General features: G+C 40.9%; 15 protein-coding genes and 1 rRNA gene. 7 read left to right on the top strand and 9 right to left on the bottom strand.

Going from position 1 to position 13,614, the window contains the following annotated elements; genetic code table 11:
- The first annotated feature begins 124 nt into the window (after window positions 1–124).
- Window positions 125–240, top strand: a 5S ribosomal RNA gene (rrf, locus tag AAC000_RS23305).
- Window positions 241–1,532: 1,292 nt separating this feature from the next.
- Here the strand turns inward: rrf and gpsA are convergent.
- The 4 genes from gpsA to AAC000_RS23285 are packed head-to-tail and all read right to left on the bottom strand — an operon-like array spanning window position 1,533 to window position 3,771.
- The gene (gene gpsA / locus AAC000_RS23300) at window positions 1,533–2,528 is read right to left on the bottom strand and encodes an NAD(P)H-dependent glycerol-3-phosphate dehydrogenase (protein WP_339726343.1); all 996 of its coding nucleotides are present in this window, start codon (window positions 2,526–2,528) and stop codon (window positions 1,533–1,535) included.
- Window positions 2,529–2,539: 11 nt separating this feature from the next.
- Entirely contained in the window at window positions 2,540–3,049 is a 510-nt protein-coding gene (gene secB, locus AAC000_RS23295) for a protein-export chaperone SecB (RefSeq protein WP_339726341.1), read from the bottom strand.
- A gap of 22 nt (window positions 3,050–3,071) precedes the next feature.
- The gene (gene grxC, locus AAC000_RS23290) at window positions 3,072–3,329 is read right to left on the bottom strand and encodes a glutaredoxin 3 (RefSeq protein ID WP_339726339.1); all 258 of its coding nucleotides are present in this window, start codon (window positions 3,327–3,329) and stop codon (window positions 3,072–3,074) included.
- 16 nt (window positions 3,330–3,345) lie between these two features.
- On the bottom strand, window positions 3,346–3,771 hold the full coding sequence (locus AAC000_RS23285) for a rhodanese-like domain-containing protein (protein ID WP_339726338.1): 426 nt from the start codon (window positions 3,769–3,771) through the stop codon (window positions 3,346–3,348).
- Window positions 3,772–4,048: 277 nt separating this feature from the next.
- Here AAC000_RS23285 and gpmI point away from each other — a divergent pair, with 277 nt between their 5' ends.
- The 5 genes from gpmI (at window position 4,049) to AAC000_RS23260 (ending at window position 9,110) form a co-directional block, all read left to right on the top strand.
- Entirely contained in the window at window positions 4,049–5,581 is a 1,533-nt protein-coding gene (gpmI, locus tag AAC000_RS23280; RefSeq protein ID WP_339726336.1) for a 2,3-bisphosphoglycerate-independent phosphoglycerate mutase, read from the top strand.
- 64 nt (window positions 5,582–5,645) lie between these two features.
- Window positions 5,646–6,746, top strand: coding sequence for a peptidoglycan DD-metalloendopeptidase family protein (locus tag AAC000_RS23275; RefSeq protein WP_339726334.1), 1,101 nt, complete (start codon window positions 5,646–5,648; stop codon window positions 6,744–6,746).
- Window positions 6,747–6,841: 95 nt separating this feature from the next.
- A complete protein-coding gene (locus AAC000_RS23270; protein WP_339726332.1) occupies window positions 6,842–7,606 on the top strand; it encodes a divergent polysaccharide deacetylase family protein in 765 nt (254 codons plus the stop codon).
- Window positions 7,607–7,615: 9 nt separating this feature from the next.
- The gene (locus AAC000_RS23265) at window positions 7,616–8,548 is read left to right on the top strand and encodes a DUF808 domain-containing protein (protein ID WP_339726331.1); all 933 of its coding nucleotides are present in this window, start codon (window positions 7,616–7,618) and stop codon (window positions 8,546–8,548) included.
- A 157-nt stretch (window positions 8,549–8,705) separates the two neighbouring features.
- On the top strand, window positions 8,706–9,110 hold the full coding sequence (locus tag AAC000_RS23260) for a MerC domain-containing protein (RefSeq protein WP_339726330.1): 405 nt from the start codon (window positions 8,706–8,708) through the stop codon (window positions 9,108–9,110).
- Here AAC000_RS23260 and AAC000_RS23255 read toward each other — a convergent pair whose 3' ends face one another.
- The 4 genes from AAC000_RS23255 to rsgA all read right to left on the bottom strand — a co-directional run bounded on the left by AAC000_RS23255 (window position 9,111) and on the right by rsgA (window position 12,735).
- A complete protein-coding gene (locus tag AAC000_RS23255; RefSeq protein ID WP_339726328.1) occupies window positions 9,111–9,815 on the bottom strand; it encodes a glycerophosphodiester phosphodiesterase family protein in 705 nt (234 codons plus the stop codon).
- Between the two features lie 19 nt (window positions 9,816–9,834).
- Window positions 9,835–10,701 carry a DMT family transporter gene (locus AAC000_RS23250; protein ID WP_339726327.1) on the bottom strand — a complete coding sequence of 289 codons (867 nt, stop codon included), beginning with the start codon at window positions 10,699–10,701 and terminating at the stop codon, window positions 9,835–9,837.
- A 4-nt stretch (window positions 10,702–10,705) separates the two neighbouring features.
- Window positions 10,706–11,566, bottom strand: coding sequence for an archaetidylserine decarboxylase (gene asd, locus AAC000_RS23245; RefSeq protein WP_339726325.1), 861 nt, complete (start codon window positions 11,564–11,566; stop codon window positions 10,706–10,708).
- Window positions 11,567–11,700: 134 nt separating this feature from the next.
- Window positions 11,701–12,735 carry a small ribosomal subunit biogenesis GTPase RsgA gene (gene rsgA / locus AAC000_RS23240; RefSeq protein ID WP_339726324.1) on the bottom strand — a complete coding sequence of 345 codons (1,035 nt, stop codon included), beginning with the start codon at window positions 12,733–12,735 and terminating at the stop codon, window positions 11,701–11,703.
- 116 nt (window positions 12,736–12,851) lie between these two features.
- Here rsgA and orn point away from each other — a divergent pair, with 116 nt between their 5' ends.
- Entirely contained in the window at window positions 12,852–13,397 is a 546-nt protein-coding gene (gene orn, locus AAC000_RS23235) for an oligoribonuclease (protein ID WP_339726322.1), read from the top strand.
- An 18-nt stretch (window positions 13,398–13,415) separates the two neighbouring features.
- Here the strand turns inward: orn and AAC000_RS23230 are convergent.
- Window positions 13,416–13,614 (bottom strand): hypothetical protein (locus AAC000_RS23230; protein ID WP_339726319.1); only part of this gene is annotated, 199 nt, incomplete at its 5' end.

Genomic DNA, 13,614 nt, shown 5'->3' with positions numbered 1-13,614 from the left:
ACAAGACAACATCATAAAATAGAGTAAGACTAAGCAATTCTTAGCCTCGATTACTTGCTCATAAGAGCATCAGCTTTTACATATTGAAATGTAATGTCTAAATAGACGTTATATACAGTTTTTGTCTGGCGACAATAGCGATGTGGTACCACCTGATCCCATTCCGAACTCAGAAGTGAAACACATTAGCGGCGATGGTAGTTTGGGGTTTCCCCATGCGAGAGTAGCACATTGCCAGACTCCCAATTACACGAAAAAGCTCAGTCTAACGACTGGGCTTTTTTCGTATAAGCGCTGCCGCGCGATGCTACCTTGCGGTCAACCATCACAAAGTGGATTCCCGGACCCAAGCGTAGCTTGACTCGTTCCAGCGGTAGGAACGGTGTTCCTAAAAGACTCCGCTTCCACCCCCATGCGAGAGTAGCACACCGTCAGACTCCCATTCTAAGAAAGGGCTAACCGAAAGGTTGGCCCTTTTTTTATGCATTTTTTAACTTTAATCTAATGTATCAAATGAGGTGATATACCGTTTTTGTCTGACGACCATAGCGATGCGGTCCCACCTGACTGGACGGCCAGCCCCGCCCATCCCGAACTCAGACCAGTAACTGGAAAGATAAAACACATTAGCGGCGATGGTAGTTTGGGGTTTCCCCATGCGAGAGTAGCACATTGCTGGAAGGCCAGCCCCGCAGCCACCCATTCTAAGAAAGGGCTATCCGTAAGGGTGGCCCTTTTTTTATGTCCGAAATTAGTTAACTAGGCAATTTAAATTGACTTGGCAGCAGGTGACCTTTCTTCAGAAGAAGTGTGACATGCTACTAAGTGGTCAGCTCGCTGGGAGGCCTGCCCGCACCAAGTGGATCCCCGTAACGCGATTAGCGGACACAAGCATAGCTTGACTCGTTCCAGTGGCAGTAGCCGCTCTCCTGAAAACCCTACTTCCACACCCATGCGCGGCATCCGATGCGGGGCATCCCATGCGGGGCATCCCATGCGAGAGTAGCACGAGGACGCCCTGTTCGGGTGCCGCGCACATTGCTGGAAGGCCAGCCTCGTATTCTATACCCGGCTCGTATTCTATACCCGGCAGACTCTCATTCAGAAGAATGGCCGCCTGCATAAGCTGGCATTTTTTTATGCTCAAAATTTACTTTGTTCAGTAGGCAATTGATTTAAGCGTAGTTGATCGTTCATCTGATTAAGTGTGACATGCCACTCCAGAGGCAATCTACCAAGTGCCAGGCCGATGTAGTCCATGATCCTTCTAGGTGGTTTTCCAGAACAGTCGCAGAGTGGTTATGTTCAGTAGGTTGGGCACTTAGTTGCCGTTAAAGGCAATTCACATTCATGTACTGTATCTATGCTAAACAGCTTGGGACAAGTTAATGGGATAGGTTGAATTAATGATAAATACGAGAGTTATGTAGTTTTAGGTATCAAAACTATAAAAGAAGTTAGGCTAAGTACCTATACAATAGTGACTGATGCTTTGGAAAAGGGCAAGAGCAGATGAATTAATAGGGGCTAACTCATTCTGTTGTTTGATCTCTAGCTAATAACGTCAGTGCAGCTTCTTTAGCTGGTTTATTGTTATACAAGACTTCATGAATTTGTTCACATATAGGCATTTCAACACCCATACGTTGTGAGAGTATATGCACTTCCTTAGTGTTTCTGTATCCCTCTACTACCTGCCCAATTTCACTCATGGCTTCTTGAATACCCAAACCATTGCCTAATGCTAACCCAAATCGTCTGTTGCGAGATTGATTGTCAGTACAAGTAAGCACTAAGTCTCCTAGTCCTGACATACCCATAAAGGTGGTCTGTTTTGCGCCCATTTTAACTCCGAGTCTAGTTAGCTCCGTTAGGCCTCTTGTGATAAGGGCTGTGCGAGCGTTAGACCCAAAACCTAAACCATCGGATAGACCAGCACCTATAGCAATAACGTTTTTAACTGCTCCGCCTAGTTGTATTCCAATAAAATCATCATTTCGATACACTCTAAAAGATTTGGAACAATGTAGTTTATTCGCAAACTCTTCCGCTAGTTTTTCATTGGTAGAACTCAATGATATTGCAGTGGGAAGTCCCGCTACCATTTCTTTTGCAAAGGTTGGGCCTGACAATGCAGCGATAGGCATATCGTCACCTAATATTTCTACAGCCACATCTTGTAATAGTCTGCCTGTTTCAGGCTCTAAACCCTTAGTAGCCCATATAACTCTATGATGTGGGGTGAGGTAAGGTTTGGCTTGTTGCAATGTACTTGAAAATGCATGGCTAGGTACAACAACTAGAATATCTTGACTGTTGATTATGGCGTTACTGAGTTCGGATTCAATTGCTAGGTCTTTTGGGAATATAGCATTAGGCAGATACTTTTGATTGCATCTGTCCTTTGCCATTAGGTCCATTTGCTGTTTATCTCGTCCCCATAATACGGTTTTCACTCCGTTACGAGAGAGACAAAAAGCAAGGGCAGTACCGTAAGATCCTGCCCCTAATACACAAACTGAATTCACTTTGAAATCACTTAGGCGTCTAGTTTCTGTGCTGTTTGTTCTTGAGCCTGTTGAGCGCGTTTCTGCATATAAGCTGCAAAAACTGAATTGAAATCTACAGGTGCCAAGTTTAATGGAGGGAAAGTGCCACGATTAACTAAATTAGAAATGGTTTCTCTAGCATAAGGGAACAAAGTATTAGGGCAAAATGCACCAATCATTTGTGCTTTATTTTGTTCTGGCATCTCGCCAATCATAAATATACCGGCTTGTTGTACTTCACACAAAAATGCCGTTTCTTCACCTATTGTTGCTGTTACTGTTACCGACAAAGTCACTTCAAAAAGGTTTTCACCTATTGGATTGCTTTTGGTATCTAAGTCCAATTGTATTTCAGGTTTCCATTCTTTTTGAAACATCGCAGGTGAATTAGGCGTTTCGAAAGAAATATCTTTAGTATAAATTCTTTGGATTGAAAACTGTGGGCCTTTGGCCGCTTCTGGCTGCGCTGCAGCTTCATTTGGTTGATTTTCGTCAGCCATAATACTTCCTTTAATTGAGTTGTTAGTCAGTCAATAAACTGTCTAGTTGGTTTTTTGCCTCTAATGCAAACAAGTCGTCACAACCGCCTACATGATGATCATTAATAAAAATTTGAGGAACAGTTGATTTACCCTTCGCTCGATCAATCATTGTGCTGCGCAATTCAGGCATTACATCGATTTCAATTTCATTAAACGTTATTTCTTTTTTTTGTAACAAAGCCTTTGCACGATGGCAATATGGGCAATGTCCTTTAGTATAAATATCTACTTTACTCATATTTAGTTCCTGCAAATTATTTGGTAATAGGTAAGTTCGCACCTTGCCAAGCACTTATGCCACCTTTTAAGGTTACCGCATGTTCAAACCCTGCTTTAAGCATTTGCGAGGCAGTACGTTTGGATGTCATGCCCATAGCACAGACAACAATAATGGGTTTGTCTTTAAATTTTTCAAGGGTGCTAAAGTCGCCTTTAGTGACTAAGTCGGGTTTGATTTGTTTTGAACCGAGAATGTGGCCTTTTTTAAACTCCGCTGCTGGGCGAATATCCAAAATATAGGCATCATCTTTATTCATCAACAATGTGGCTTCATGAGTACTTAATTCTTTCAAAGATGAAAACAGACTCGCCACAGTGGTGTATATTAGTGCAGCGAAAAGCGCTGCGAATAAACCAGATAAAATATAATGATTGGTGATAAATTCTACCATTTGATCCATAACAGGTGAGCCTTAAAGGTGAGTAACTTAAAAAAATGAGGCCAAAGTATATAGATTTTATGTGCAGAAACTAGCCCTAGAGTAAATTCATAGTTGCCACAAAGAATAACTTATTGTTATACATTTGGTTTTTTAAAATGATTTAGCCGTGACGTGCATAGCGAGTAAGGATAACATTAGCTCATTACCAAGAAACTAGGTTATGTAGTTAAATTGACAGCCACTCCTAGTATGCAATTAAACAATAGTTAATAGCTTTAATGATAAGGACTGAATAATGAGTCAAACCAAAAAGACCACCGCACTGATCATTTTAGATGGATGGGGTCATCGTGAAGAACATGATAGTAATGCCATTGCTCATGCTAATACGCCGGTTTTAGATGGTTTGTGTAATACCTATAGCAACACTTTAATATCAGGTTCAGGTTTGGACGTTGGGTTACCGCCAGGCCAAATGGGCAATTCTGAAGTAGGCCATGTTAATTTAGGTGCAGGTCGTGTCGTCTATCAAGACTTTACTCGGGTGACCAAGGCGATTGAAGATGGTGACTTTTTTGAAAATCCTGTACTTACGGATAATCTAGATAAGGCGATTCAAGCAGACAAAGCCATTCATGTCATGGGGCTATTGTCTGCGGGTGGAGTACATAGTCACCAAGATCATATTTTTGCTTTATTAAAATTGGCCGCCAAACGAGGCGCGAAAAAGTTATATCTCCACGCGTTTTTAGATGGTAGAGATACGCCACCACGAAGTGCAAAAGAGCCTTTACAGTCCGCAGATGCAGTATTTGCAGAGTTAGGTGTAGGTAAAACCGCCAGTGTTATTGGTCGTTATTATGCGATGGACAGAGATGCGCGCTGGGATCGAGTCGAAGCTGCATACAATTTAATCGCTCATGGCAAAGGGACTAAAACTGCATCTAACACTACTGAGGCGTTAGATGCTTCCTATGAACGGGATGAAAATGATGAATTTATGCAAGCGACTGTGGTTGGTGAAGCTGTACCATTAGAAGACGGTGATGCTGTTTTCTTTATGAATTTCAGAGCCGACCGTGCTCGTGAAATCAGTCGGCCATTTGTAGAAGAAGAGTTTACTGAATTTAATAAAGGTAAGCACATTGAGCTGAGTGCTTTTGTCACACTCACCCAATACGCGGAAAGTATCGATGCACCTGCAGCCTACCCACCAGTGCCTTTAGTCAATGTCATGGGGGATTGGTTAGCTAAGCATAATAAAACGCAACTACGCATTTCAGAAACTGAAAAGTATGCCCACGTTACCTTTTTCTACAGTGGCGGTCGCGAAGACTTATATGAGGGCGAAGAGCGTATTTTGATCCCTTCTCCCAAAGTGGCCACATATGATCTGCAGCCAGAAATGAACTCAGCTGAATTAACCGATAAGTTAGTAGACGCTATCGATTCGGGCAAGTTTGACGTTATTGTATGCAACTACCCTAATGGTGATATGGTTGGGCATACTGGTAACTTTGATGCGGCTGTAAAGGCTTGTGAGGCGGTAGATGCCTGTGTTGGTCGCGTTGTTGAGGCGATTAAACGCAACGGAGGAGACTGTTTAATTACAGCTGACCATGGTAACGCTGAAAAAATGCAAGATGAACAAACAGGCCAAGCACACACGGCACATACCAGTGAGCTAGTGCCGTTTATTCATGTAGGGCAAAAATCTACGGTTCGATCTGGAGGTACATTAAGTGATGTGGCACTCACTATGTTGCATTTAATGGGGATGGAACAACCTCCAGAGATGACAGGTACACCAATAGTTACAGTGGATTAGTCCATTGAGATTGATGGGGCAAACTTTGTTGCAAGGGAAAAGCCTAGTTTATAGGCTTTTTCTCTTGGTTCTGTTATCAAGCCATCTTTTTGTATTCAATGCATACGCACAAGAGCAGTCGGATCTTGAAAGTATCCAGCAACAGATAAAAAATAAACAGGCGAAAATTGCTCAACAATTAGCGGCAGCCAAAAAACTTCAAGATGATTTAAAGAAAGTCGAACTACAGATCGCCAAATCTGCAAAAGAACTCAATAAAATTGAGTTGTCACTTTCCAAAAACCAACAACAACTTAATGCCTTGCGTAAGCAACAGCAGGGCTATTTAACCTCCTTAGAGCAGCAAAAATCTGTCTTAGCTAAGCAAATTCGCAGTGCCTACATGACGGGTAATTATGACTTTGCAAAAATGTTATTAAATCAGCAAGATGCTGCTAATTTCGAGCGTACAATTAGCTATTATCAATATCTAAATAAAGCCCGAAAATCACAGATAGATAGCTTTAATTTATTGGTTAAAGATTTGAAAAAGGTCAATGCTGACTTGATTGATAACCAAACAGAGTTAGAACAATTAAAAGGTAAGCAACTAGCGCAACAACAAGCGTTAGAAGCCAATTTCACTGAAAGGGAAAAAACCCTTGTAGCTATGCAGAATTCGATAGAGTCTGAAGAAGCAAAAGTCGCTCAATTACAAATTAATGAAAAGAATTTACTTGAAGCATTGGCTAGGGCGCAACAACGAGTTGACAAACAAGACGTAACCTTAAGTGGCTTGAGTGCCCTCAAAGGCCGTTTATTAATACCTGCTAAAGGTAACCTTCGAAAAATGTTTGGCAGATTTAGACAAGGGCAAATTAAATGGAAAGGGGTAGTCATAAATGGCACCGCGGGTGATTCGGTAGTCGCTATTCATCATGCTAAAGTGCTTTATTCTGATTGGCTTCGAGGATTTGGTTTAGTGACAGTTTTGGATCATGGAGATGGATTTATGAGTTTGTATGGTCATAATCAAGCTTTGTTGAAACAAGCGGGAGAAGTTGTTCAAGCGGGAGAGTCTATTGCTCTGTTAGGCCAAAGTGGCGGGCAAAGTCGACCCAACTTGTATTTTGAAATTCGCCACAAAGGCAAGCCTATTAATCCTGTTAATTGGCTAAAGCTATAAGAGCTTAGTGTTTTTACATTATTCAACCCTAGTAAAATCACTTGATGTGATTATAATTACAGCGAAATGTAGTCGAGTAAAACAATAATAAAAACATGCGCTTATTTCTAATTTGTTGTCTTTTATCTATCAGTTTCTCTGCTAGCGCGTCGCAGATTGCCTTGATCATTGATGATATGGGAAACACTAAACAGGACGCTCAAGCCTTTACATTACCAGCCAATGTGACATTTGCGATCCTACCTAACAAACCGCTCTCTAAAACATTCTCAAATCGAGCAGCAGCACAGCAACGTGAAGTGATCTTACATATGCCAATGGAGTCATTGGCTGGCAATAATCAAGAAAAAAATGTGCTGCTTTCCACTATGGCACCAAATCAAATAGTACAAACCTTAAAAACTGCACTCTCGACTGTGCCCCATGCTGTAGGTGTGAATAATCATATGGGCAGCAGATTAACCCAACTCACTTTGCCCATGTCAGTGACCATGGAATTTCTGTCAGAACGAGGTTTGTTTTTTGTAGATAGCCGCACAACGAGATACAGCAAAGCCGAAATCATTGCTAAAAAAAATGGTGTTTTAAGCACAAAACGTAATGTGTTTATTGACCACACCCCAAGTCTGGAGCAGATTGATAAACAATTTAATCGGTTACTTAGTTTGTCTAAGAAGTTCGGTTATGCGGTGGGTATTGCGCATCCTTATCCACAAACTCTTGAGTATTTGAAAACGCATTTAGTCACGCTGCAACAACATGGTATTACTTTAGTTAAGATGAGTGATGTTGTATCTTCAAGCGCAAGCTATGCTTATCACCCTAAAGATAAACCTGAACCCATTTCTCCAGCCTTGTAAGGATATATTATGCCCGCAGCGAACCTACTTGCCCTGATCGATGATATAGCCACCATTATGGATGATGTGGCGATTTTGTCGAAAGTTGCTGCAAAAAAAACCGCAGGTGTTTTAGGTGACGATTTAGCCCTGAATGCCGAACAAGTATCTGGGGTAAAAGCCGATCGTGAATTGCCTGTAGTGTGGGCTGTGGCTAAGGGCTCGTTTCTAAATAAACTGATTTTAGTGCCATCAGCCTTGTTGATAAGTGCATTTTTACCATGGTTAATTGTTGTGTTATTGGTAATAGGTGGTTTGTATTTGTGTTTTGAGGGGGTTGAAAAACTCGCCCATAAGTTTCTGCATTCCAAAGAAGAATTAGCACAAGAACACGCGAAAAAACTCGCTGCCGTGGCAGATCCTAAGGTAAATTTAGTTGCTCTTGAAAAAAACAAAATAAAAGGTGCCATCAGAACAGATTTTATTCTGTCTGCCGAGATAGTTGTGATTGTACTTGGCACAGTGCAAGCTGAGTCCTTTGCCACCCAAGTGACTGTTGTGTCCTTACTTGCTTTAGCTATTACTGTTGGTGTGTATGGATTAGTCGCAGGTATTGTTAAGCTCGATGATGCAGGTTTATACCTCCTTAGAAAATCTGTGAGTGGTACCTTTAACTCTATTCAAAGAGCAGTGGGAAGGGGACTGCTAATTTTTGCTCCGTTTTTAATGAAGACATTATCTATTGTAGGTACCGCTGCTATGTTTTTAGTTGGGGGCGGTATTTTGGTACACAGTATTCCTGTTATCCACCATTTACTTGAACCTTTAATACATAGCGTTGAATCGATAACTATTGCGGCTGCTATAGTGCCAATCTTACTTGATGGAATGGTTGGTATAGTGGCTGGCGCAATCGTATTGCTAGTGGTGACATTAAGTTTTAAGATCTTTAGAAAACCTTAGTTGTTTGTTTCTGTCTATTCAGACTTAGGGAAAATAAGGGTATTGAAATTGCCCTTGTTTTTCTTTATGTCAATTTGTTAAATTTTTAACCACCAAATACTTGTAAATCTCATGAAATGTTATATTATAACGCCCATCGAAATTGAGGTGGTTGTTCATGCAAATAAGTAAAGATAAAACGCTATTAGACAGACTAGGCATTTGGGCCTCCAGTTTGTGTGCGTTGCATTGTTTGTTGCTACCTATTCTCATCCCTCTGATCCCTTTTATTAGTGCCTCGTTTTTTGCGCAAGATTGGTTTGAAAGAAGCATTTTATCACTTTCCATGATTGTTGGTTTTTGGGCATTGTTCTCAGGTTTTTATCGTTATCATAGACAGCTTTATCCTTTGTACAGCTTAGTTTTAGGTGGTTTGATTTATTGGAATAAAGATATGTTTGGGGAATCTTACGAACCCTTCACTATTGCTATTGGTGCTTTTTTAATTGTCGGAGCTCATGTAGTGAATTTGAAACTATGTCAGAACTGTCAAGATTGTGATACTGGATGCACTAGTTCTTAATTAAGTCTTAAAGATTTCTGTTAATACTAGCTTTGCTTTTGCTGGTCCATTACAAAATACACCATCTACTCCCCATTCTTGCAATCTAAGCAAGTCTTCAGCTTCATCAACGGTATAGATAAATATTTTTAAACCGCGATTATGGGCATCTATTACGAAAGCTTGGTCAACAAAACTGACATCAGCATTCACAGAGTATGCCTTCAGATCTTCGGCAAATTGAGCGCGTCCTAGAGGGTTATTGGCCGTTAACGCACCAATCTTAATAGTGGGTGAGGTTTTGTTAAACGCTAATAAAAGGTGATGATCGAAAGAGGAAACAATAAATTGCTCAGGTCTAAAATTTAACTGGTTGACAGCTTTGTTTATGATCTCTTTAATTAACAAAACATCCTTTACACCTTTTACTTCAATATTCATCAAACAGCGCCCTTGAACCCGCTGTAACACTTGCCAAAGTGTGGGGACAAACTGACCTTGGCCTGCGTTCAATGTTTGTAATTCTGTAAGAGAATAGTCGGATAATGCGCGGTCGCCGTTAGTTGTTCTGCTTACCCATCTATCGTGAATAACTACTAATTCATCACCCAGTTGGTAGACATCTATTTCAATGCCATCAGCTTGTTGTTCTAGCGCGAGGTCAATGGCTAATAAGGTATTCTCTGGAGCATCGGCACTTGCACCTCTATGGGCAAATATCAGCATCGTTTCAGGTCTCTTGCGATTATTTACTGTGAAGTTTTTGCGCGTTGATAGTTTCATAAATAGCAGCGGATATCACCAATAATCCACCCACAATAGTTTGCCATCTAGGTTGTTCGCCTAACACTATTATTGCAAGGCTGACACCATATAAAGGTTGCATACATGCGATTAATGAAAAGGTTTTGGCTCGTAAGTGTTTTAGGCTCGCGGCAATTAATGCATGGGGTACAGCGGTTAAAAATATGCCGAGTACTACTAAGCCTATATAGGTTTCTTTGCTGGCTTTAAATAACTCATCACTTGAAAAAAAACTAAGAGAGATAAAAATCACCAGCGTTTGATAGGCCATGGCGTGGGCGCCAGAGTAATGAGAAAAATGTTTACGATGCACTAAATTTCTAAAGGAATACAAAATAGCAGAGGTGATACCAATAAGCACTCCTTGGGTTATTTCGTTTTCTAAGGATATTTCAGGCACAATCAAGTAGATACCAAAAAGCACCACTAAGGCACTCACAATATCTTGCCAGACTAATCGTATTCCTTCAAAAAAAGGTTCTAAAAGTACGGTCATCACAGGGAAGGTGAATAAGGCTATCATGCCCACCGACACCGATGAATATTGCATAGCTGCAAAATAACTAACCCAATGAGCAGCCATTAGAAGCCCTAAAAATAGCGCAATTAAATAATCTTTGACGCTGTTTAACTTAATTGCGCCTCCAAATATTTTGACTATGCCAAACAGCATTACACAGGCTACTAATGCCCTGCCGAAAGTAATATCTACAGCAGATAAGGGTAAGAGTTTGGAGAATAATGCTGTTGCACCTAGCAATGCCATAGTGACATGCAGCGACCACAAGCTTTTCTTGACGGGATCCATTGAATTACTTCGTTATATTTGCGAAAACGTCGCCGAGGCGCGTAACGTCTCCTGCACTGAGATCAGCAAATTCCACTGTATCAGTTTCGAAACAAGCCACTATGGTTGAACCGAGTTTAAACAAACCCATTTCTTCGCCCTTTTCAATAAAGACGGAATTATCACCCTCACTGGGATATTGCCAATGTTGCACGTTTTTACCTGCTGGCGGTGATACTGTTCCGGCCCATTTGGTTTCGATACTAGCAACAATAGTTGCGCCTACTAAAACCATTGCCATTTTACCAATTTCAGTATCGAAAATAGCGACAACACGTTCGTTTCTTGCAAATAGTCCAGGTACACGCTCTGCCGTTAGTGGGCTCACAGAAAATAGCTCACCAGGAACATAAATCATATCAGTGAGTTGACCGTCAATGGGCATGTGAATACGATGATAATCTTTAGGAGAAAGATAGATAGTGGCGAATTTGCCGTCTAAAAACGGCTTTGCAAGCTCTGGTTTGCCGCCAAGTAGAGTCGTTAAACTATAGTTGTGACCTTTAGCTTGAAAAATAGCATCATGTTTTATGTCACCTAGTTGGCTAACAGCACCGTCTACTGGTAAGGCTAATTGCTTTTTATCGTTGCAAATAGTGCGAGCATCGGCTTTTAATTGCCGAGTAAAAAAAGCGTTAAATGATGGGTAGGACTCGGGATCTGGGTCGAGTGCCTCAGACATATCTACATTATATTGCTTAATAAATAGTTTAATTATAGCGGTTGTGATTGCCCCAGCTTCCGCTGCCGCAAGTTTGCCCACCAAACGTGATAAAAGGTGTTTTGGTGTAACGTATTGCAGAGCAATTTTTAAAGAATCAAACAAAGTAACTTCCTAATGATCTAACTTTACCATCGAGAATTGTACCGCAATAATCTTGATTTTGTGCTCTTCACTAAGTCCAATAGGCTATATGCTAGTAGATTTTTCCGGTGACATTTCAAGTTAAACTGAGGGCATTATACTTTGGTATGTGCTGGGCGGAGTTCGTCCATATTTAATAAAATCTTATGATAACTTTGGTAACGTTGTGCACTTATTTTGCCTTCGTCAACGGCTGCCTTGATTAAACATCCTGGATCACTACCGTGTTTACAATCCCGAAACTTACAGCCTCCTAAATAGTCACGGAATTCTCTAAATCCGTTTGTTAGCCGTTCAGCAGGCAGATGCCATAGGGCAAATTCTCGTACCCCAGGAGAATCAATCAGGTCACCGCCTGCAGGGAAATGTAATAATTTAGCTGTGGTAGTGGTGTGCTGGCCTAATCCTGAGTTGTCAGAAATATCGCCAATGACCTCGTCAGCTTCTGGGAGTAACTCATTGATTAAACTTGATTTACCGACTCCTGATTGCCCCACAAAAACGCTGATTTTGTCTTTTAGGCAGGCCGCCAGTTCTTCTAGGCCAGTTAATGTTTTGCAGCTGGTATAAACAATCTTATAGCCGATATCTCGATAAATATTCAGCTGACTTTCAACTTCATCAAGTTGTTTTGAGTCAAGCAACTCGACTTTGTTTAATAGAATGACAGGTGTGATTTCAACGTCTTCTGCTGCGACTAAATATCTATCGATAATATTCAGAGATAAGCTAGGCAATACTGAGCTGACGATGATGATTTGATCGATATTTGCAGCAACTGGTTTTACTCCATCATAAAAATCAGGGCGTGTTAGTACAGATTTTCTGTCTTGGACGACTTCAATTATCCCGCTAATACTCAATGATAGGTCTTTTCCAGGCCTAAATAATACGTCATCACCACAGACTACACTTTTGATGGTACGACGCATATGGCATCTGTGTACCACACCGGATTCGTCTTCAACATCAGCGTGTTTACCAAATCTACCAATCACTCGTCCACTCTGTTGCTCGCCAAGTTGATTATCTTCAATCTCCCTCGCTTTACCAGCACTTGAAAGATGCTTCGAGCGGTTGACCGAGACTTGTCGTTTTTGTTTGTCTGTTAACTTTGGTTTTTTAGCCACGTTTTATCTTTGCTGTAATTATTACCATTTCTTGTATCATGTTAACGTTTGCAGAGATGGATACCAAATTTTTAATGTATTTGTGTTCACTCGATAGTTTTCATCTAGGAGTCGGCATGCCAGTTAACAACGAAAATTTAGTTTGGATCGATATGGAAATGACGGGGCTACATCCTGAGACAGATCTTGTCTTAGAAATTGCCACTATAGTCACAGATAAGGATTTGAATATACTGGCTGAAGGACCAGTATTAGCGATTTACCAAACTGATGAAGTACTTAACTCTATGGATCAATGGTGCATAGATACCCACGGTAAATCAGGTTTAACCAAACGTTGTCGTAATAGCAATATCAATGAACAACAAGCAATGGAACAAACCATTGCGTTTTTAGAAGATTATGTACCTAAAGGCATATCACCATTATGTGGTAACACTATAGGTCAAGATCGCCGATTTTTAGTCAAATACATGTCTGAACTTGAAGCCTACTTTCATTATAGAAATATTGATGTCAGCACTATTAAAGAACTTGTTCGACGTTGGAAACCTGAATTGCTCGATGGTTTTCACAAAAAAGGAGTGCATTTAGCCCTTGATGACATTCGTGAGTCTATCGCAGAGTTGGTGTACTACCGCCAGCATGTGTTTACTATTTAACCCTAGAGCGAACGCAATTTAATCAATTAGCAATGATTGGGTAAAAATATCAAAAAAAATGATGTAAAGACTTGCATAGGAATGTAATTTTTGTAAAATGCGCCTCCGATTTGGGTAACCACATCCCAAACGAGTACTTAGGTACAGAGTCAGTACAACATCATTATGCGGGAATAGCTCAGTGGTAGAGCACAACCTTGCCAAGGTTGGGGTCGCG

The organism is uncultured Paraglaciecola sp., assembly GCF_963977085.1.
Classification (GTDB): domain Bacteria; phylum Pseudomonadota; class Gammaproteobacteria; order Enterobacterales; family Alteromonadaceae; genus Paraglaciecola.
The sequence above is the reverse complement of the archived record's forward strand: the minus strand, read 5'-3'. Positions and strand labels throughout refer to the sequence as shown.

Bases quoted from the DNA above. Each gene is read 5' to 3' on its own strand.
- AAC000_RS23250 (WP_339726327.1), bottom strand. From the start codon at position 10,701: ATGGATCCCGTCAAGAAAAGCTTGTGGTCGCTGCATGTCACTATGGCA.
- AAC000_RS23265 (WP_339726331.1), top strand. From the start codon at position 7,616: ATGCCCGCAGCGAACCTACTTGCCCTGATCGATGATATAGCCACCATT.
- AAC000_RS23270 (WP_339726332.1), top strand. From the start codon at position 6,842: ATGCGCTTATTTCTAATTTGTTGTCTTTTATCTATCAGTTTCTCTGCT.
- secB (WP_339726341.1), bottom strand. From the start codon at position 3,049: ATGGCTGACGAAAATCAACCAAATGAAGCTGCAGCGCAGCCAGAAGCG.
- AAC000_RS23285 (WP_339726338.1), bottom strand. From the start codon at position 3,771: ATGGATCAAATGGTAGAATTTATCACCAATCATTATATTTTATCTGGT.
- AAC000_RS23260 (WP_339726330.1), top strand. From the start codon at position 8,706: ATGCAAATAAGTAAAGATAAAACGCTATTAGACAGACTAGGCATTTGG.
- grxC (WP_339726339.1), bottom strand. From the start codon at position 3,329: ATGAGTAAAGTAGATATTTATACTAAAGGACATTGCCCATATTGCCAT.
- orn (WP_339726322.1), top strand. From the start codon at position 12,852: ATGCCAGTTAACAACGAAAATTTAGTTTGGATCGATATGGAAATGACG.
- gpmI (WP_339726336.1), top strand. From the start codon at position 4,049: ATGAGTCAAACCAAAAAGACCACCGCACTGATCATTTTAGATGGATGG.
- AAC000_RS23255 (WP_339726328.1), bottom strand. From the start codon at position 9,815: ATGCTGATATTTGCCCATAGAGGTGCAAGTGCCGATGCTCCAGAGAAT.